Raw genomic sequence first — 17,925 nt, 5'->3', positions numbered from 1 at the left:
AGATTTATATTGGATTACAGCTTCTGTCAAGACTCAACCTTTATATTTTTTCATCAATTCCATTTTAAGTTCCCAAGCCGCTGGACTTAGATTTACTCGGAACAACTCAGGATTCAACTTACGAAGATACTCCGGCCAGAATAACTGAAGTTGTTGCTCATGATACAAGCGAACTTCACTTAAATCTGGTAATGAATACTCAAGTACACCATTCACAAATATAGGACGTAGGAGTGATACACTTTCATAGTCATCTACCGTTTTATTCCTATAAGGGTGAATGGGATCAAACAAATTCAGTGGTTTTCCTAGTTGTACATCCGTTTCGTCTCGTAAAGCGATGTAGTCGGCTTCTGCTTTGCCAGTTTCTTTATTGATAATCCGGTAGATTTCCTTCACACCCGGATTTGATACTTCTCCGGGTTCCCCGATATCTTAATAACCGGTTCGCATACCCCATTTTTTTCTCTTTCTACCAGCTTATAAACGCCCCCTAATGATGGCTGATCTGCCGCAGTTATTAACTGTGTGCCAACTCCCCAAACATCTATTTCCGCTTCTTGTGCCTTCAGATTAATTATAATGTTTTCATCAAGATCACCTGATGCAATTATCTTTACATATTGAAGTCCAGCATCGTCAAGCATTTCTCTTGACCGCTTTGAAGTGTAAGCCAGATCTCCACTATCAATTCGAATAGATTGCATTTTTTTGCCCATACGCTCTAATAGTTTGGCAGTTTTTATGGCATTAGGGACACCACTTTTTAACGTATCATAGGTGTCCACTAATAAAGAAACTTGATCAGGAAGTGCTTCAGCAAATTTCCAAAAAGCTTCTTCCTCGGTATCATGATCCTGAATCCAAGCATGAGCATGAGTACCCTTTGTTGGAATTCCGAACAGTTTACCAGCTCGCAAGTTTGAGGTCGCATGAAAGCCTGCGATATAAGATGCTCTTGCTCCCCACAAAGCTGCATCGGCTTCTTGAGCTCTTCTGGTGCCAAACTCCAACAACGTCTCATTAAGTGCCACTTGTTTAATTCGAGAGGCTTTGGTCGCAATTAATGTTTGATAATTCATAAAGTTAAGTAAGGCAGTCTCAATCAAATGCGCCTCGAATATCCTAGCCTCGACCCGAATTAATGGTTCATTTGGAAAGACTAAGGTCCCTTCAGCGACAGAGTGTATATGACCTGAAAACTTAAAATTCCTTAGTTCGTCCAAAAATCCATCCTTATACTTCTCCTCTTGTTGCTGAAGATAATGAATATCCTCTTCGCTGAAAGCTAAATTCTGAATGTAAGTAACGATCCTTTCCAAACCCGCAAAAACAGCATACCCATTTCCGAATGGTAATTTACGAAAATATGCCTCGAACACTGCCATATTATTCAATGATCCCTGTACCCAATGCGCGTACATCATATTAATTTGGTATTTATCCGTATGCAGGGTTAGGTTGTCATAGTTATGATCGTTCATGCTAATCATCCTTTCCACCAAGTATCGTAGCAGGTCACAGGACCTTGACGTTTATGCGCTGTTAAAGCGAAGCGGGTTTCGATTTTCTGCTGAGCATCAATTGAAAGCATTTTTCCCTCTAAATAATCATCCAACTGGTCGTAAGTGAGACCTAGCGCCTCTTCATCCGGCAAACCCGGTTTCAAATCTTCCAGATCCGCCGTAGGCTTTTTCAAATATAAATGTTCGGGGCAGCCCAGCTTCTGAAGCAACTGCTTGCCTTGCCTCTTATTAAGCCCATAGATTGGGGCTACATCACATGCGCCATCACCATGTTTGGTGAAAAAACCGGTCAAGGCCTCAGCCGCATGATCCGTTCCCAACACAAGCATGCCATAGTGCGCCGCGATATCATACTGCGCCTTCATGCGTTCGCGCGCTTTCACGTTTCCTTTATGAAAATCCTTGAGCGTTTCCCCCGTTGCCTCTGCAAATTGCCGCACCGCTGCATCCACAGCAGGCTGAATATTCAGCGTTATGACTCTATTCGGTTCGATAAATGCAATGGCATCCTGAGCGTCAGCCTCATCCTGTTGAATACCGTATGGCAATCTTACCGCAATGAATGCGAACCTCGTACTTTCCTGCTCCGCATTCAGTTCATTGATCGCAAGTTGCGCCAGCTTACCTGCCAGCGTAGAATCTTGCCCTCCGGATAAGCCGAGCACATAACCTTGAGACCCTGTATGAAGGAGGTAATCTTTCAGAAAATGTATTCTGCGCTCTATTTCATGGATACCATCTACTTGCTCATTCGTATGCAGTTCTAGTCGAATAGCCTGTTGCCTAGGATTCACCATGGTTCCCCATCTCCTTCTTATTCGTGGTTTGTAAAGCCACGAACAACTTTAGCGCCTAATGTGCCTTGAACATGCTGCAGGGCCCATTCATGACCCTGTGGATTAAAGCTGGCAACCGCATCCTCATGAATCACAATCGCAAATCCCTTATTATAAGCATCAATGGCAGTATGCAGCACGCAAATATCTGTGCAAACGCCCACCAAATGCAGCTCCTGAATCCCTCTTGCTCTCAAGCGAAGCTCAAGATCCGTGCCACAGAAGGCGCTATATCTCGTTTTATCCATCCAATAAATGCCATCCGCATGTTGTTCGTATGCCTCCTGCAGCTTCCCATACAGCTCACGCCCCTGAGTACCGCGAATATTGTGAGGAGGGAACAGCTTCGTCTCCGGATGGTAAGGGTCTTCTTCCTCATGAAGATCAACAGCCATGACGACAAATTGCTGCTGAGCTGCGAACTGCTCCGTCAGTTCACTTATGCGTGTTTCAATTGCGATGCCAGGATCCCCGCAGGGAAGCTTACCTACCACAAAATCAACTGTGTAATCAATAACAATAAGGGCTCTCATCATCGACACTCCTTCAAAATGTATATTTAATATTATTAAACAGACAGTATCAATAATGAAAAGAGAGGCCTAGCTGTAAATGGACAGCTGAGGCTCATAATCTGTGAATCGGTACAGCTGCGCCGCCCGTTGGGAATAACGGTTCGACACTTTACCTTCGCCTTGAAGATCCAGAACTTCTTCGATGATCCCTTTGCGACTTTGTGTCGACGTAATTTTACGAATAAAATTTCGCTCCTCGAACGTGGGCACGACCGACTGGATAACCTGATACAGCTCGCTGATTGTGAATTCCTCAGGCAGAAACTCCCGGGCAATCGTCGTCGTCAGCATTTTCCGTTGAATCTGCGCTAGCGCATCCCGAAGTATGAGGCTATGGTCAAAAGCAAGATCCATAGCGAGGGCCTCCCCGATGGGAAACAATCGAACATCCGCCGCATCGTCGGCAGCTTGACGTTTCTCCAGCAGCTTCTCATGCACCAGCGCTAAGAAAGCATGCGAGATAATCCAGCCCCGCGGGTCACGCTCAGGGGTACTATATACATTGAAATATTCAATATGCACATCGGCGACACCTGTCTCCTCCGTTAATTCGCGCCGCGCGCTCTCATGAATCGTTTCGGTTTCCTTGGAGAAACCGCCGGGAAGCGCCCATTGGCCTGCGAAAGGCCACTGCTTTCTTTGAATCAACAGCACCTGCAGCTCTCTGACAGGCAGCGACTTTTTTGTTGATTCTTTGCCTTCAGCGGTGATCGTGAAAATAACGATATCTGCAGGCGCGCCATCCGGAGTGCGATATTTATTGGATTGATAGTTCAATACGTTCTCTGCTTGCTCGTTCATACACTCACCTGCTCTTTAACCATCCTCGAACTTATATAATCAATTCGATAAACTCATTATGACATATTTAAATTAACATTTCAATCCCAACTCATTAATTATTTCTCAATCACAATCAAACAAGTGCTATCCGGCAAAGAAACCGTGTTTCCTTCTTCATCCATGAAGCTAATTTTATCCCTTAACGCTTCCGTATATCCATCTTGGAGAAAGTGTTTGCTTACCACAATGTTTGCTTGTGGACCTAGCTTTTCCAGAATGAATGAGGTAAATGTACTTGGTGTAAAATATCCGAACTGCTCTTGCACTTCATGGACATAGGCTTCTTCCCCCCATGTATACGTATAGAGGAATTCCATGGCATCGTTCACCGGCATCATGACTTCATTCGGAGCGACAATCTCGTACTGAATGGTACGGCCTTCAAAATCTTTGGCGTAGCGTCTCAGCCATTCCATGGCTTCATCCTGGAAAAACCGGATTCGACGTTTCTGTGCAAGAGGCTCGGTCATAATGCCATCTCGAATAATGATTCGACCTCCGGGAGCGAGAACGTCAAAAGCACTTTGCAGTGCGGCAGCAACTGTATCATGGTTGAATTTCTTCCCCTCAAAAGGGATGTATGAATACAATTCATGCAGGATAGAAGAGAAAATAACCGTATCAATCGTGCCTGGCTCCACATACGCTTTGAGATTGAGAGCATCGCCCTTTATGACATCCCAACGATGGCCCTCCAACTGTTTCTTCCGCTCCAGAGCTTCAATGACATTGGAGGATATATCAATCCCGATCGGAAGCTTGTCCGGTAAATATTGCTCGATAAGATCCAGCATCACCCCGCCCCCTGGGCCAATGTCTATAACCCGTCTTCCAACAACGTAATCCAGCATCAGCTTCTTATAATCTGCCGTTTGATTCATTGTGGCCAAGTATTCTTCTTCGTTATGGAAACGATCATAAGCATCTCTGCGTAATTCAAAGAGATCGAACAGGAGCAGCACCGCTTTTTCATATAACGGAGATTTCTCAGCTTCTACACAAAACTCAATCAACTTCTCAGCCGCAGCAGAAAATTGGAACGTGAAGAAAATCGTATCAGGAAGCAGCGGCTTGATCTCAATAATATGCTTTAAATGAGCATTGCCTTGGTTTAGCCGCCCCTCCAAAATATCTGCCCAAGCAAGCTCACTCAAATATTTCTCAATCATCCGTTTCTTGTACACATTAACCTTTTTGGCACCCTTATAATCATAGTACATCGTTTTCATTAGGTGCTCGAAGCTGATGTGCTGAATAGAGGGATTGACATGCCCCTTTTCGTACTGCTGGATAATAAGGAATACTTCACCAATTGCTCCAAAGAAAACTCTTGCAGTGCGGATTCAACGAACCATAACGTTGTTCTTTCCAGCAAAGAAGCCAACGCCTCCATTGGTACATGATCGATCAGCTTGGCGAATTCAGCTTCGAAATTTTCACCTTTCTGAATCGAATGGCTTCTTATCCTAGCCAACCGATCTGGAAAGGAAAGCTCCGTTTCCAAGGAATCCGTCACAATACGCTCAATAATCGCCTCAACCTCATAACGTACTGATTCCCACAACGTCTCGGAAACACCAGCAATAATGCATTCGTTTAAAGGTAAAAGCAAGCTGCGCAGCTCTTCCGCCGAAAGCTTCCCTTCTTTCATCAACGCTACTAGAGGCTCCTGTTCTTTCAAGGGAACTTCACCTCTTATGGTTTGACCTATGAGCCCATGGGTTCGAATTAAGGTCTGAATAACTGCCGTTTTATCGCTCGTATTGACCACATTACTTTCATATAACTGGGCTGAACCTCTGTTATGTACAAAAAGATGGATACCTGCCTCCTGCCATTGAATACGCTCCCGCGAAGTTCCTCCCTTCGCTACTTCAGACCAAATCAGCACTTCTTCCAAAACATCTTTCTTCCAGAAGGAAAGCTCCAGCCTGTCCAACACCTGAAGCGTTCGTTCCACGTAATCCAGCACCGGATTGGCCTGTGCCAATTCCTTTATGGAATGAATGCGTTCAAAATTAACAATGCGTTCCTCTGCCGAAACGATATAAGATAACCATGCATGCTCAGCAGCAACACGTGTATCGCCTGCCCGAAAGCTGCGAATGAATGCTAAAGCGTTCAACATATGACCTCATCCTCCCTGATTTCGGTGAATCACCCACAAACAAAAAAACCTAAGCAGAATGCTTAGGAAACCAATTCACTCCGCATACCATTATCTTCCTAGTATAAACCAACTTCGCAGGAATCTCACATTACTGAAAATCGTCATACAAATTAGCGTAATTCACCAGCATTGTCATAAAACCAAGAACAACAAAAGAGAAGAATGCCATCAAATGTAAGCCATATAAATTCGGGAGGACAAGAAATACGGCACCTGTGAAAAAGCATATCCAATTTTCCCACACTTTTTTTCCTGTTTTGCCAAGCGCGAGTAAAGAAAGAACAACTTGCAAGCTTCCCAATAACGCACAGACGAGGAATGCGTTCATATGATCGGTGAAATCAAAGACCCAAGGGCTGACCAGAAACCAAATCCCCATGCCAGCGGACATTAAGTTTTTCAAGTACATCGTCCACTTCCACCTCCTATTGGTTCGATAGCTTATTATATGCAAGCGTTTCCAATAAAGTGTAATGGAAAAGCCCCTAGTTCTCCCATTTTTCAACAGGAACTAGAGGCTGTTAGACGTATGTGATATCTTATTTCAGCTTTTCAATATGAATATCGCCTGAATCGCCATTTCTCACATCGGCATGTAAAATATCAGAAACGAATGTGAGAGGCACATATAAGGATTCATTTTGAATAACAGGGGCAGCTTCCAATGTGATCGGTGCTAGTTTTCCATAGAAATACGCATTCTTCCCTACAATTACATTTGTCCATTCTGCTCCTTTGTTCAGTTCAGCAGCGAACTCACTTGTGATCCACTTGACCTCGTATCCAAGTCCTTCAGCCACTTTCCTTAAAGGTACGAGAGTTACACCTTCTGGACTCTTCAAGCTGTCGTTAGTCAGTAAATCTAATTGTATGGTCTCCGCTTTGGCAATCGGCTCAACGAATTCGGAGTGATCGTTACATTTTCTGGCAAGCTAAACCGAATTCGTGATCCTGTTGAACCAGGCGCAATGGCATATTTCGGAAAGATAACGACCGCTTCACCTTTTTCAACAAAAAAGCCCTGCTCTTCATTTATACCCTTAAAATCATTCTTGAAATAGTTCTGAGGATCCTCATCCATTTTGGCTAAAACACCTGTGTTTACAATTTCCTTGAAGTTGTCACCCAGCAGATCTTGGAGCCTGACAAGCTGAGCTCGCTCGCCATTAAACACATTGTATGTATCCACACGCGGCATCCCTGTTCCGCCAGTCTCTCCATAGGTTGTTACTTCAAGCGAAATTACACCCGCCGGGTTACTCGACCCGTCTGATTTCAGCTCGTAAGTAATTGTCAACTCATAGGGTCGATATGTAAAACCATTCGCTTTGGCATCCGACGCAGCTTGCGCGGCCTCTTTTTCCCAGTTGGCCATATCCTTATTGGCATGAGAGAAAATGATATCGTTCATTTCCGCTTGATAGGTCGTATCACGCATCCCCGTGAGCTGGGGTACTTTCATATTTGTTTTCAGTTCCTTACTTGCAGAGATTAAAATCACTTCTTTAACCGCAACGGAGGAAGGATGTGTTGCTGGGATAGACGCCTTTGGAATTGGCGTGTTCATGGGAATCGCTGTAGCTTGTTCGGCTGAGGCCGCAGCTGCATTCCCTGTCAAGGGAATAATCGCCCCGCTCAACCCTGCCAACATCGTACATCCGACTACACCCAACTTCAACATGGTAAAACGATTGTTTGTCATTTCCATTCACTCCTCGACTGATTATCATGGTATTTACTTACTCGATAATTTAGACGAGGCAGCTCGTAAAAAAGACGTAAAGTCACAATTTATTCACGAAATCCGGAATGTGCTCACGACTTGGTGTAAATCGTTAGCAATATCCGCCAAGCTTTTGGCAGAAGCTGTAATCTCTTCCGTTGAAGCAAGTTGCTCTTCCGTTACAGCTGCAACCGACTGTGCTGTCCCTGCTGTTTGCAGAGCGACGGAGCCCATGCTCGCAATCGCTGCAGCCACTTCCTCCGAGCTTGCCGCCATTTGCTGGGCAGCCGCAGCCGCATCTTGAATTTTATTTGCCACATCTTGCGAAGCACCGAAAATTTGACTAAATGCTTTCTCAGCTACGCCAATTTCGATGAGGCCTTCATTCACTTCCGTAAGTCCAGTGTTCATCACCTCAGCGGCCTTTACAGAATCTCTTTGAATATTCGTGATAAGTTCCGAAATCCCGCGTACAGATTCATCTGTTTGTGACGCAAGTTTACGAACCTCTCCTGCAACAACAGCGAATCCCCTACCGCTTTCTCCCGCACGAGCCGCTTCAATAGCGGCATTCAGAGCAAGAAGATTCGTTTGTGAAGCAATATCACCGATTAGTGTGGAGATTTGTCCTATGTTTTGAGAGTGCTTTTCCAATTCTTGAATGACTTTGTTCGCAGCATCCACCGAAGCGCTAACGACCTGCATTTTATCCATCACACGTTCCATCGAATCCGTTCCTTGCTTAGCCAAGTTCGTCGCAGAAATCGATAATTCCGATACATCAGATGTCGTCTCAGCAATACGCTGAATGCCAATTGTCATTTCCTCTATCGCTGTACCGCATTCCATGGAGCTTTGAGCCTGTGTATCTGCACCTGCAGCAAACTCCTGAACGGCTAACGCCACATGGTTCGAGGCCGATACATTTTGTTCGGAACTGGCGAATAGCTCCTCAGAAGAAGCGGCCACACTATCAGAGGCTCGCAGCATTTGAGTAACGGAATGACGTAAATGCTCAACCATCCGATTCACGGAATCGACTAGTGTTCCAATCTCATCTTTATTCCTCACATGAATAGGTTCAACCGTCAAATCGCCGTTCGCAATCCGGTTCAGGGTTTCGGATGCTTTACGGAGCGGATTCGAAATGATTCTCACCAATATATAAGAAGCTGCTAACATGAATAATATAATCACAATAAGAGTAATGAAGGATGTCCTTACACTTGCATCATACAATTGCCTGCTCTCTATCTCCGCATTGGCTGCACCATTCTGATTGTAGGAGACCATTTTCTCCAGAATCGTCTGCATATCCGTATATGATTGCAGCATAGATTGTGTAGCAGCCAAACCATCTTTAGATTTATTGGTGTCAAAGCCAAGCTCTTTTACCTTTGCTAAAGATGCTGTGAAATCTTTCCAATGCGTTTCAAACTTTTTATAATTTTGTTCGTCCTCGTTCCCGCTTAAAGAAGCTTTGTACTTTTCAGATAACTGCTCAATTCTTTTTGCCGTTTCGGACATCGTTCCAAAGAGCGGCTCGCGTTTATTTACATCAGACTCCGAGATGATTCTGTAATAATTAGTAATCATAAATTCCGTGTTGTAATGAATGTCCTCAATGGACTGAATACCCATTAACCAGTCGTTTACTAGTTTTTGATTATCGTTTTTCAATGCTCCCATCCGGGTCATATCCGTCCAGCTCAAGCCTCCGATCATTAGAAATATGATCAAAAACACGGTAATCAACTTTGCACGTACTGTGAACCTCATTTGTCATTTCCCCCCGAGTTGTGGATGAATAATTGAACTGCTTCTTAGATGAATGCAACTACATGTCTAATTATAGGGGCAAATCATTAAAATTGTTACCTAATATTTGTTATTATTTGATGAGTTTTATAAAATGTCCTTCCTCTGATCCAAAAAATGCTAGTAGATTGAAAAATGAGCCGATTTATGTCACTATATGCTTATGCCTTGCATGAACTCTGGCATGTAATTTATTCGTATAGGTGGTTAACCATGACTGTAGAAGGCGCTCCATATCGCATATTGTTGTACTATAAATTCGTTACCGTTCTGGACCACGAAGCATTAGCCCGCGAGCATTTGGCCTATTGCAAAAAAATCGGTGTCAAAGGACGTATCCTCATTGCCCCGGAAGGCATTAACGGAACTCTCTCTGGAACGATTGAACAAACCGAAGCCTACATGGCTATGATGCGCCAAATGCCACTCTTTCAAGATATTGTCTACAAAATAGATGAGAGCGAGAACCACGCTTTCAAAAAATTGTTCGTCCGTCCCAAAAAGGAACTCGTAACCTTCCGTCTCGAAGAAGATGTGAACCCGAATGAGTTGACCGGCACGCATCTCAAGCCCAAGGAGTTTTATGAGAAACTCCAGCAGGAAGACGTTATCGTGCTGGATGGCCGCAACCATTACGAATTCGATATCGGACATTTCCGCGGCGCCATTCGCCCTGAAGTGGAGACCTCCAAAGAGTTTCCGGAATGGATTCGCAACAATCTGCAGGACTTTAAGGACAAACCGATTCTCACCTATTGTACAGGCGGTATCCGCTGCGAGAAACTTTCAGGCTTTCTTATGCAGGAAGGCTTCAAAGAGGTCTATCAGCTTGATGGCGGTATTGTTTCCTACGGCAAAGATGACGAAGTACAGGGACGGCTATTCGATGGCAAATGCTACGTCTTCGACGAGCGGATCTCTGTTCCGATCAACCGTACGGAAGAAGATATCGTGGTTGGCAAGTGCTACCACTGCGGGACGTCCGAGGATCGCTATATCAACTGTGCGAACGACGCGTGTCATTTGAAGCACATCTGCTGCGAAGCGTGCGAAGAAGAGCACAACAGCTTCTGTTCCAAGGAATGTGAAGAGAAAGTACTGAGTCAGCTTGAAGTCTAACACAAGGATAAACAACTTCGTCGTCCTTCAGGGACGAGCGAGTTTGTCAAGGTAGATGCGAAGCAAACGTATAGACATATACGTTCTTATCAAATTAGAAAAAGGGTTCTCTACAGTCGTTAACCAGACTGCGGAGAACCCTTTTTTACCATATAAGAAAGTAAAAGTTCTCGGTTCCCGAAAACCGCTTTCTTATTGGCGATAAAACTAACCTCTAAACGCGGTCGCTCATCATTGAATGGCCTCGATAGAGGTTTTCTCATTATGCTTTCAAGCTAATTTCTCCAAGATACCATCAGCTAACGGATATACAAGCTCCTCTTCCAAGGTGAAATGTTTCAACAAAATGAGACAAGCCGTCATTAATTCGGAAGCCATCACTTGCAAAAATGTCAGATCTATCGGTACTTTCATTGCATTGACGCCATCGACGAAGGACTGCACAACTCTTTTGGCTAAGTCATGATCCTGCTCCAGCACCGTCACGGAACGCGACACGGAAAGTGCCATCGTGGGATGTAAATAGGATTGCAGAAGGGGAAACAACTCCTGTTCTTCCCATTCGGAATGCTGCTCCAGCTCTTCAATGAGTGAAAGAATGCGATCCTGCAGTTCAATTAACTTGCACATGCCCATTGAGCAATCCTCAAGGGAGAGCAGAGAGACAGCCAGTTTGCGGATTTCGGAGATCTCCTCGCGCATTTGCTTGTGCTCCTCCTTCAATCGTTCCACAATCAACGGAAAATAGATTGAATTGGCTGCATACTCCCCATTCCTTTGAATGCTCAAACGCTCATCCATTAGACATCCTCCTTAGCGATTTCGTTAGAATCCTGCACCTTATTAGCAGTGTATGCGGATGGGGGCTTCTAACATGCGCGAATGTCTAATTATCAGCATTTAACGAATGCGGCTATCGGTCAAATGAAACTGATTCACGAGCTGCAGCAAAGACTGCGTGATAACCCCCACGTTACCAGTGGTTTGACGCACATGCAGCATATCCTGCAGCAAGTCCTGCACCGTCCGTTCAACCTCCGCAGATATGTGACGATTCTCGATACTCACCGCCGCAACCTTCTCCATCAGCGCAACGACTTCGTCCACTACCTGTGTTTTCATGGTATCGTGCGCGCTCGCGCTGCTTAAGATTTCTGAGGCTGCCGCAACGATTTGCGTCCCCTCCATGACCACCTTGGTGCCCGTCTCCATGGAGATGAAAGCTTCATTCGCATGGTGCTCAATATGTCCGATCGTGACATTGATCTCTGTCGTTGATTTCTTCGTCAAATCTGCCAGCTTGCGAATTTCACCCGCAACAACGGCGAAGCCTTTGCCATGCTCACCCACTCGTGCAGCTTCAATGGATGCATTCAGTGAAAGTAAATTTGTTTGTGCAGAGATTTCCTCAATAACTTTAAGCAGCTTGGGGATTTCTTGCGTCGTTTGCAGAAACGTTTGTATCGCCTGATTCGTCTCGGCCACTTTATCCGAGATATGATTCATTTTCTCGCCGATTCGCATGACTTCTGCTTGAGCGACGGCGATTTGTCCGGATGCCTTCTCTTCCAATTCCCGCAACGTGCCGCTCATATTTTGAGTAACATCTTTGGCGATATCGATATCTTTCAACTGTCCGCGCAGCGAGCGGATCATGTCATTGATTTTGATGCTCATTCGTCCCGTCGATTGTTCCGTTGAGCCGGTGGATTCATTCATGCGTTCCTGGCTAATCTGCACATCGGCTGCCGCCTGTTTAACTTGCAGCATAATTCCCTCTAGGGAATCAATCATATTGTTAATCCACTTGGCCAATTCGCGCGTCTCATCACCTGCAAATTGTTGAACCTGAAGCCGCTGCGTTAAGTCGCCGCTGCCTTCCGCATTAATCCGGATAAATTTATTAATTTCCGTCAGCTGACGCACAAGAGGCTTCGTGCCTTTATGTTGAAAAACACGTGCGCCAATCCCACCATAAACCAAGCTCATAGCAGCAATAAGAGATGCTCCTAAACCACTTGAAACATGCCCGTTAAGCAGCCAGAAACCTGCGCTGCTGAGCAGGATAAAACCTAGGATGAAACCTAACTGCAAGCGCAGCAGCTTCCAATCCATACTGCGGATTCGGTAAACCTCCTCCAAATCGCCTTCACACATCATCCCCCAAACGTCCGGACAATGTGGTAATTGGAAGGTGACACCTTTCCCAATAACAGCAATATGTCGATAATCGGAATAACCCGGAAATTCCACGAATAGATTACTTCCCTTGGCAATCGTTCCCGCTACCCCTGGATGAAGCTGTCCGGTTGCCGGATCGGTGAAGATCAGTTCGAGCTCCGTGTGTTCCTTTACTGCTACCGTACCATAATCGGTTCGTACGCCATCTTTTAGATTATCGCCGTGTGTAAATGTTAGATCTTCAAATCGGCTTCGCGAAAGCGCAGTGCCCGGCGCAATCTGTTGATTTAAACCTGGCTTAGCCATGAATAAATAGTTGTCACCCGAATCGGGGTACACATGTCCAGACTCACGTTGAATCAAATCCCCCAGCACATCGTTTGGCACGCGCCCACAAACAGCTCCTTTCCAGACGCCATTCTCTGTAATCGGTAAGATAAAAGCTAGCGTCATAGCGTCGTGAAACGGAGATGTACTCGGACCTATCTGTAGCGTAAGAGAGTCGGAATAAGGACCGAACAAACATTTTTCTCCTTTCCGAGCCTCCTTCAACCCTTTGGAAAGTTGATGCTCGTTGGCATACGAGATGCCAACATGAGCTGGATACGTCGAGCCAACCACCACTTCTTTTTCATTTAAAATAAAGATCTCCGAGAAATCTGCTCCGCTCTTTATTGTTGCTGCAAGAATTTTTTGAACAGTAGCATCTTCTTGGTTCCACGCTGCAATGGAAGGTTGATACACAGCGATCTGCTCAAGAAGGCGGTCTAGATATGACCAGTATGCCTTCACCCAACTATGTAATATTTCCGTTCGTGTGTGAGCAATCCCTTCGAAAATATGCTCTACATCCACTTTAAGATGGCGGTTGAGGCGATAAGACCACCATAAAGGTAAACCCTTCCGATACCCAAGCCAATCGAACATAGGATAGCCCCCTACAATCACATCTAATGTGATTTTATTTAACATTCTTATATTCGACATTTTAAAGCTGTTTTCCGTGTAAAGCAAGATAAATCGACTATTATTCCCAATATTTATGTTGCGCAGATCTTTTCCTGCAGTTTATGTCCATGAATATATGAGTCAGATATATTGACATATTATTCTGAAAAATCTACAATATAAGAAAATCCATTATTACCCATCAATTAGCGTTACATTTACTAACATCATTTGATCTTAGATTAGAAAGGAGGCCTGGTTTTTGCTTCGGACTATGATAAAGCCGCGCATCCGAATGCAGTATGAAGAAACCAGGGAGCCGCGATGTCCAAAACTGAGAATCTGACCACCATTAAGTTGATCGAATAGTATGATCCGCAATCAATTCCCCCGTTATATACGGATCAACGTCCCCGCTTCACTCCCCTTTCTCCCCGGTTTTCTTTATTTTTGTACTGATACATTCGCCAATCTGCTCGTTGAACCAGTTCTTTCATCTGTTGAGCATCATCCGGATAAATCGCTGATCCAACAGAAATCTCAATATTCCCCTGAGAGATAACTAACTCATTGAGTTTTGTTTTTATTCTGCTTAAAGTATGATGGACTTCATTTTCTCCAACATCAGGACAAAGAAGAAGGAATTCATCGCCTCCCCAACGCGCAGCAATGTCTTCCTCCCTTTTACATGTCAAAAGCAAACGAGCGAACGCCTTAAGTACCTTATCGCCCGCATCGTGTCCTTGCGTATCATTAATCAATTTAAAATCATTCATATCAATGATCAAAACAGCGAGCTTTTTATGTTTACGATCCATTTCGGATTTTAATCTAGGAAAAACTTGATGAACATGCCTCCGATTGTACATGCCGGTCAGCTCATCTCTCTCGGCCAAAAATTTAGCTTTATCAAACTGCTTGCCTAGCTCATAACCTAGCAAGCAAGAGACTCCTAGAAGCAAGATGACAAATAAATCAACAGGCAGCCCATCCATCGCGTATTTGAATATCCATGCTCCTGACTGAAACATAGCAATTAAGCACCCAACCCATCTACCTCTGTAGTTCATGTATGTGTCCTTTCGTGGGCAATGATAAGTGATCTGTGGTTTATAGCCTCAGAGAATGATATCTTGAATGTGAACATGCAGATCTTTACTAAGGTCCACAAAGGATTGATCCACCTTAACCATAGGATGTGTGTCATCATGAGGGTTCAAGTAAACAACTTCCCCCCATCGGCCGTCCGTAAGCCTAACCCTGCGTCCCAATAAATTTCGTGTTAGATTTTCCAGAAAAACAGACACGATATAGGGATCTAATTCACCAAAAAAACCGCTCCGCATTCGGCTAACCACTTCAAAGAAAGGGAGTGCTTCATGATATGGCCGCTTGGAGGACATGGCGTGAAAGACGTCAGCCACCGCAACAATGCGGCTTAATGGATCGATTTGATGTTCGGTAAGACCAAGTGGATACCCTTTTCCGTTCGCACGCTCATGATGCTGCAGAGCGACTAAGGCTCCTCGTGAACTCAAACCAACTGTATCTTTCAGCATGGAGTAACCATAGACCGTATGCAGCTTCATTTCCTCGAATTCATCCTCGGTTAACTTACCGGGTTTATTCAATATGTCCGTGGAGATTCGAACTTTGCCCACATCATGCAGGGTAGCAGCCACAGACAATAAAGCAACTTCCACTTCATCCATATTCAGCCACTTTCCAATGAGCGTTGACAACACGCCAACACCAATGTTGTGCTGATGCGTGTATTCGTCTTTGGCTTTTACAGCTTCAAATAACTGAAATAAATCTGGATGTTCGCTAGCTTGTTGTACAATCGGAATGAGTTCATTCCTAATTTCTAAAAGGGGAATTTTTTTATTATATTTCATGCGTTCGAACAAATCTTGGGCATAGTGAACAGCCTCTTTAACTAAACTTTCCGGCGAATCGGTTTCCACATCGTTATCGGACCAAAGGATAATGTCTGTAAAGTCAATCGCGTGCTGCTGCAAAAGCTCCAGACTATTTAGATCGAGCACATACCGGGCCGGAATAAGTACGAGCCCTTTTTCATTGGTAACATCATTCTTAATTTTCTTGCCTAGCAGTCGGTCTAATGACATCTGTCTTCACTCCAACACTTATATTTAAAATCACTTTTCAATTCGATTCATCATTCTTCATTGTACTCTCTCGTACTGAACAAATACTGAAACTAGAGTAAGCAGGGCTGTTCTACGCTCACGCCTATGTATAGCAATAAATTTTTATTAGTAAATAAAAGGAATTCAAGTTCATTTGTGGAATAGAAGGTATATAACGTACAGGTTCGATTGCAATAAGCGAATAAGGAGGCTGCTAGGAATGAAATCGACGGGAATCGTCAGAAAAGTGGATGAGTTGGGACGGATTGTATTGCCGATTGAACTGCGGCGTACGCTTCATATCGATATCGGAGATGCGATTGAGGTTTATGTAGATCCTGAGCGTATTACACTCAAAAAATATATGCCGGCTTGTATTTTCTGTGGCAACTTTGAACAAATGACCTATTTCAAAGGTAAGCTCGTTTGCCATACGTGTGTGGAAGAAATCCAGTAATTCACTATTCCAAAGTTAGCGAAAAAGCCCCTGCGTACCACAGCTGTTACTGACAGCTACGGCACACTGGGGCTTCTTTCTTAACAGAGGGAACTACGTGATCCCCTTACTTCACTTTCACTTCCACTTGCTCCGGTCGATAAACGGCTATTCAAGTGGCCTTGACCATCAGTCGCTAACATGACTGTCCGCTCGGATGCAAGCTCTTGACTCCGGCTAAACCCAGAACAGCTAATCTTTTTACTTTGCCCATCAAAAACGGTATCATTCACCTATGCACAAATAAGGCGTATAGCGCTTAAGAGTAGCTATACGCCTTATTTGTGCTAGAACAAGGACAATCCAATAGAAACCAGAATCCCTGCCACTGAAATCCAAAATAAATAGGAACGAAGGACACGGCGCAAGCTCTTGTCTTGACGGTCAATAACCGATTTCTTCCTAGAGCTGCTATCCTTCGTCTCTCCATCTAATTCATCCGTAACTTGCGAGCGCCAGTTCACGAACTGAAAACCAATTCCGCTAATCACCACTGAAACCATTAATAATATCAAAGAAAACATAAATATCTTATCGGATAGCGACTGCATATTCGGGTAACCTCTCTGTCTTTACCTAAGATTCTTTCTTCTATTATACTGCAAAATGAACCTTGAATACATACAAAAGCCTCCATCGAGTGAGAGTCGATGAAGGCTTTCAAATGCTTTTATAATGTTTTATCGCCTGGTTTCCAGTTCGCCGGACATAATCCGCCTGCCTGAAGCGCTTGGAGCACACGCAGGGTCTCATCTACAGATCGCCCTACGTTCATATCCGTAACCACTTGATATCGCAGTACACCGTCCGGATCAATGATGAACAATCCGCGGTGCGCAGCTCCTGTATCATCGTCTAGAACGCCGTAAGCTCGCGCAGTTTCTTTGGAGAAGTCACTGACCAACGGGAACTTCACAGGGCCAATTCCGCTCTGTTCACGCGGTGTTTGTGTCCACGCTCTATGCGTATACACACTGTCGACAGAAGCTCCAACGATTTCACAGTCAAGCTCAAGAAACTGCTCGTAATTGTCGCTGAAAGCCGTGATTTCAGTCGGACATACGAATGTGAAGTCAAAAGGCCAGAAGAAGAAAACAAGCCATTTTCCTCTATAATCTTCAAGCGAAGTTCTCTCCTCTAAGGTTTCCATATTCTTCGTTGACAATAGGGAAAAAGATGGGGCAGGAAGACCTATTTTGGCAAAGGATTGTGAGGGTTGTACAGTTAGTTGGGTCATGGTTAGCTCTCCTCTTTTATCTATATTTGATAATTTTCTTGTCTTAACTTAGCTAGCAATCTCGGCCAAAGCTTTTTTCAGCTTCGTCACATTGAGACCTAATATTTTATGCTCGCCAATCACGGTTACAGGCAACGACATCAAGCCCATATCGTGGAGCTCTTGTCCAAATTGATCGTTCAGATCGATGTTTCTTTCCTCATAGGGAACGCTTTGCTCGGTTAAATATTTTTTCAACTGTTGGCAATAAGGGCAATTCGTACTGGAATAAACAATGACATTAGACATCGGTATTCATCT

At 44.4% G+C, this 17,925-nt stretch carries 18 protein-coding genes and 1 pseudogene; 2 read left to right on the top strand and 17 right to left on the bottom strand.

The features are described from left to right. Window positions 1-33: 33 nt before the first annotated feature. From FU659_RS21535 to FU659_RS21490, 10 genes and pseudogenes are all read right to left on the bottom strand, one after another. Window positions 34-1,484: pseudogene (locus FU659_RS21535) on the bottom strand (nicotinate phosphoribosyltransferase). Window positions 1,485-1,489: 5 nt separating this feature from the next. Then, window positions 1,490-2,320 carry an ammonia-dependent NAD(+) synthetase gene (gene nadE / locus FU659_RS21530; protein WP_187274298.1) on the bottom strand — a complete coding sequence of 277 codons (831 nt, stop codon included), beginning with the start codon at window positions 2,318-2,320 and terminating at the stop codon, window positions 1,490-1,492. A gap of 20 nt (window positions 2,321-2,340) precedes the next feature. Next, on the bottom strand, window positions 2,341-2,895 hold the full coding sequence (locus tag FU659_RS21525) for a cysteine hydrolase family protein (protein WP_147949442.1): 555 nt from the start codon (window positions 2,893-2,895) through the stop codon (window positions 2,341-2,343). Window positions 2,896-2,964: 69 nt separating this feature from the next. Then, entirely contained in the window at window positions 2,965-3,738 is a 774-nt protein-coding gene (locus FU659_RS21520) for an NUDIX domain-containing protein (RefSeq protein ID WP_147949432.1), read from the bottom strand. Window positions 3,739-3,836: 98 nt separating this feature from the next. Further along, window positions 3,837-5,036, bottom strand: coding sequence for a class I SAM-dependent methyltransferase (locus tag FU659_RS38935; protein WP_397356231.1), 1,200 nt, complete (start codon window positions 5,034-5,036; stop codon window positions 3,837-3,839). Beyond that, window positions 5,009-5,908: a class I SAM-dependent methyltransferase gene (locus FU659_RS38930; protein WP_147949430.1), complete on the bottom strand. Its 900-nt coding sequence runs from the start codon at window positions 5,906-5,908 to the stop codon at window positions 5,009-5,011. The genes FU659_RS38935 and FU659_RS38930 overlap by 28 nt, the downstream gene beginning before the upstream one ends. Window positions 5,909-6,038: 130 nt before the next feature. Next, complete coding sequence (locus tag FU659_RS21505; RefSeq protein ID WP_147949429.1) at window positions 6,039-6,359, bottom strand: SPW repeat domain-containing protein; 321 nt, start codon at window positions 6,357-6,359, stop codon at window positions 6,039-6,041. Between the two features lie 130 nt (window positions 6,360-6,489). Further along, window positions 6,490-6,792 (bottom strand): copper amine oxidase N-terminal domain-containing protein, encoded by a 303-nt coding sequence (locus FU659_RS21500; protein WP_187274296.1) that lies wholly within the window; start codon window positions 6,790-6,792, stop codon window positions 6,490-6,492. Between the two features lie 20 nt (window positions 6,793-6,812). Beyond that, a complete protein-coding gene (locus FU659_RS21495) occupies window positions 6,813-7,652 on the bottom strand; it encodes a DUF3298 and DUF4163 domain-containing protein (RefSeq protein WP_187274295.1) in 840 nt (279 codons plus the stop codon). 93 nt (window positions 7,653-7,745) lie between these two features. After that, window positions 7,746-9,452 carry a methyl-accepting chemotaxis protein gene (locus FU659_RS21490; RefSeq protein ID WP_147949426.1) on the bottom strand — a complete coding sequence of 569 codons (1,707 nt, stop codon included), beginning with the start codon at window positions 9,450-9,452 and terminating at the stop codon, window positions 7,746-7,748. Window positions 9,453-9,704: 252 nt separating this feature from the next. On the opposite strand from FU659_RS21490, the gene trhO reads away from it, so the two are divergent. Continuing rightward, window positions 9,705-10,610, top strand: a complete 906-nt coding sequence (trhO, locus tag FU659_RS21485) for an oxygen-dependent tRNA uridine(34) hydroxylase TrhO (protein WP_147949425.1) — start codon at window positions 9,705-9,707, stop codon at window positions 10,608-10,610. 270 nt (window positions 10,611-10,880) lie between these two features. Here the strand turns inward: trhO and FU659_RS21480 are convergent, their stop codons facing one another. The 4 genes from FU659_RS21480 to FU659_RS21465 all read right to left on the bottom strand — a co-directional run bounded on the left by FU659_RS21480 (window position 10,881) and on the right by FU659_RS21465 (window position 15,871). After that, window positions 10,881-11,411 (bottom strand): hemerythrin domain-containing protein, encoded by a 531-nt coding sequence (locus tag FU659_RS21480; protein ID WP_147949424.1) that lies wholly within the window; start codon window positions 11,409-11,411, stop codon window positions 10,881-10,883. Between the two features lie 99 nt (window positions 11,412-11,510). Beyond that, window positions 11,511-13,763: a methyl-accepting chemotaxis protein gene (locus tag FU659_RS21475; RefSeq protein WP_315971343.1), complete on the bottom strand. Its 2,253-nt coding sequence runs from the start codon at window positions 13,761-13,763 to the stop codon at window positions 11,511-11,513. Between the two features lie 380 nt (window positions 13,764-14,143). Then, window positions 14,144-14,770 (bottom strand): GGDEF domain-containing protein, encoded by a 627-nt coding sequence (locus FU659_RS21470; RefSeq protein WP_222708598.1) that lies wholly within the window; start codon window positions 14,768-14,770, stop codon window positions 14,144-14,146. Window positions 14,771-14,857: 87 nt separating this feature from the next. After that, the gene (locus FU659_RS21465) at window positions 14,858-15,871 is read right to left on the bottom strand and encodes an HD-GYP domain-containing protein (RefSeq protein WP_147949421.1); all 1,014 of its coding nucleotides are present in this window, start codon (window positions 15,869-15,871) and stop codon (window positions 14,858-14,860) included. A gap of 241 nt (window positions 15,872-16,112) precedes the next feature. Between FU659_RS21465 and FU659_RS21460 the strand changes: the two genes are divergently transcribed. Continuing rightward, the gene (locus FU659_RS21460; RefSeq protein WP_147949420.1) at window positions 16,113-16,349 is read left to right on the top strand and encodes an AbrB/MazE/SpoVT family DNA-binding domain-containing protein; all 237 of its coding nucleotides are present in this window, start codon (window positions 16,113-16,115) and stop codon (window positions 16,347-16,349) included. A gap of 326 nt (window positions 16,350-16,675) precedes the next feature. On the opposite strand, the gene FU659_RS21455 is transcribed toward FU659_RS21460, so the two are convergent. The 3 genes from FU659_RS21455 to FU659_RS21445 form a co-directional block, all read right to left on the bottom strand. Then, window positions 16,676-16,912, bottom strand: a complete 237-nt coding sequence (locus FU659_RS21455) for a hypothetical protein (RefSeq protein WP_222708597.1) — start codon at window positions 16,910-16,912, stop codon at window positions 16,676-16,678. A gap of 146 nt (window positions 16,913-17,058) precedes the next feature. After that, a complete protein-coding gene (locus tag FU659_RS21450) occupies window positions 17,059-17,625 on the bottom strand; it encodes a peroxiredoxin (RefSeq protein WP_147949418.1) in 567 nt (188 codons plus the stop codon). Window positions 17,626-17,673: 48 nt separating this feature from the next. After that, window positions 17,674-17,913 carry a glutaredoxin family protein gene (locus FU659_RS21445; RefSeq protein ID WP_147949417.1) on the bottom strand — a complete coding sequence of 80 codons (240 nt, stop codon included), beginning with the start codon at window positions 17,911-17,913 and terminating at the stop codon, window positions 17,674-17,676. Window positions 17,914-17,925 lie beyond the last annotated feature (12 nt).

This window comes from Paenibacillus sp. N3.4, from assembly GCF_008017805.1.
Lineage (GTDB): Bacteria > Bacillota > Bacilli > Paenibacillales > NBRC-103111 > Paenibacillus_E.
Note: the sequence above shows the minus strand (reverse complement) of the source record. Positions and strands in the feature narration are given on the sequence as shown.

Excerpts from the sequence above, each read along its gene's own strand:
- FU659_RS21525 (WP_147949442.1), bottom strand. The coding sequence starts at position 2,895 with ATGAGAGCCCTTATTGTTATTGATTACACAGTTGATTTTGTGGTAGGT.
- FU659_RS21520 (WP_147949432.1), bottom strand. The coding sequence starts at position 3,738 with ATGAACGAGCAAGCAGAGAACGTATTGAACTATCAATCCAATAAATAT.
- FU659_RS38930 (WP_147949430.1), bottom strand. The coding sequence starts at position 5,908 with ATGTTGAACGCTTTAGCATTCATTCGCAGCTTTCGGGCAGGCGATACA.
- FU659_RS21505 (WP_147949429.1), bottom strand. The coding sequence starts at position 6,359 with ATGTACTTGAAAAACTTAATGTCCGCTGGCATGGGGATTTGGTTTCTG.
- FU659_RS21495 (WP_187274295.1), bottom strand. The coding sequence starts at position 7,652 with ATGACAAACAATCGTTTTACCATGTTGAAGTTGGGTGTAGTCGGATGT.
- FU659_RS21490 (WP_147949426.1), bottom strand. The coding sequence starts at position 9,452 with ATGAGGTTCACAGTACGTGCAAAGTTGATTACCGTGTTTTTGATCATA.
- trhO (WP_147949425.1), top strand. The coding sequence starts at position 9,705 with ATGACTGTAGAAGGCGCTCCATATCGCATATTGTTGTACTATAAATTC.
- FU659_RS21480 (WP_147949424.1), bottom strand. The coding sequence starts at position 11,411 with ATGGATGAGCGTTTGAGCATTCAAAGGAATGGGGAGTATGCAGCCAAT.
- FU659_RS21475 (WP_315971343.1), bottom strand. The coding sequence starts at position 13,763 with ATGTTAAATAAAATCACATTAGATGTGATTGTAGGGGGCTATCCTATG.
- FU659_RS21470 (WP_222708598.1), bottom strand. The coding sequence starts at position 14,770 with ATGTTTCAGTCAGGAGCATGGATATTCAAATACGCGATGGATGGGCTG.
- FU659_RS21465 (WP_147949421.1), bottom strand. The coding sequence starts at position 15,871 with ATGTCATTAGACCGACTGCTAGGCAAGAAAATTAAGAATGATGTTACC.
- FU659_RS21460 (WP_147949420.1), top strand. The coding sequence starts at position 16,113 with ATGAAATCGACGGGAATCGTCAGAAAAGTGGATGAGTTGGGACGGATT.
- FU659_RS21455 (WP_222708597.1), bottom strand. The coding sequence starts at position 16,912 with ATGTTTTCTTTGATATTATTAATGGTTTCAGTGGTGATTAGCGGAATT.
- FU659_RS21450 (WP_147949418.1), bottom strand. The coding sequence starts at position 17,625 with ATGACCCAACTAACTGTACAACCCTCACAATCCTTTGCCAAAATAGGT.
- FU659_RS21445 (WP_147949417.1), bottom strand. The coding sequence starts at position 17,913 with ATGTCTAATGTCATTGTTTATTCCAGTACGAATTGCCCTTATTGCCAA.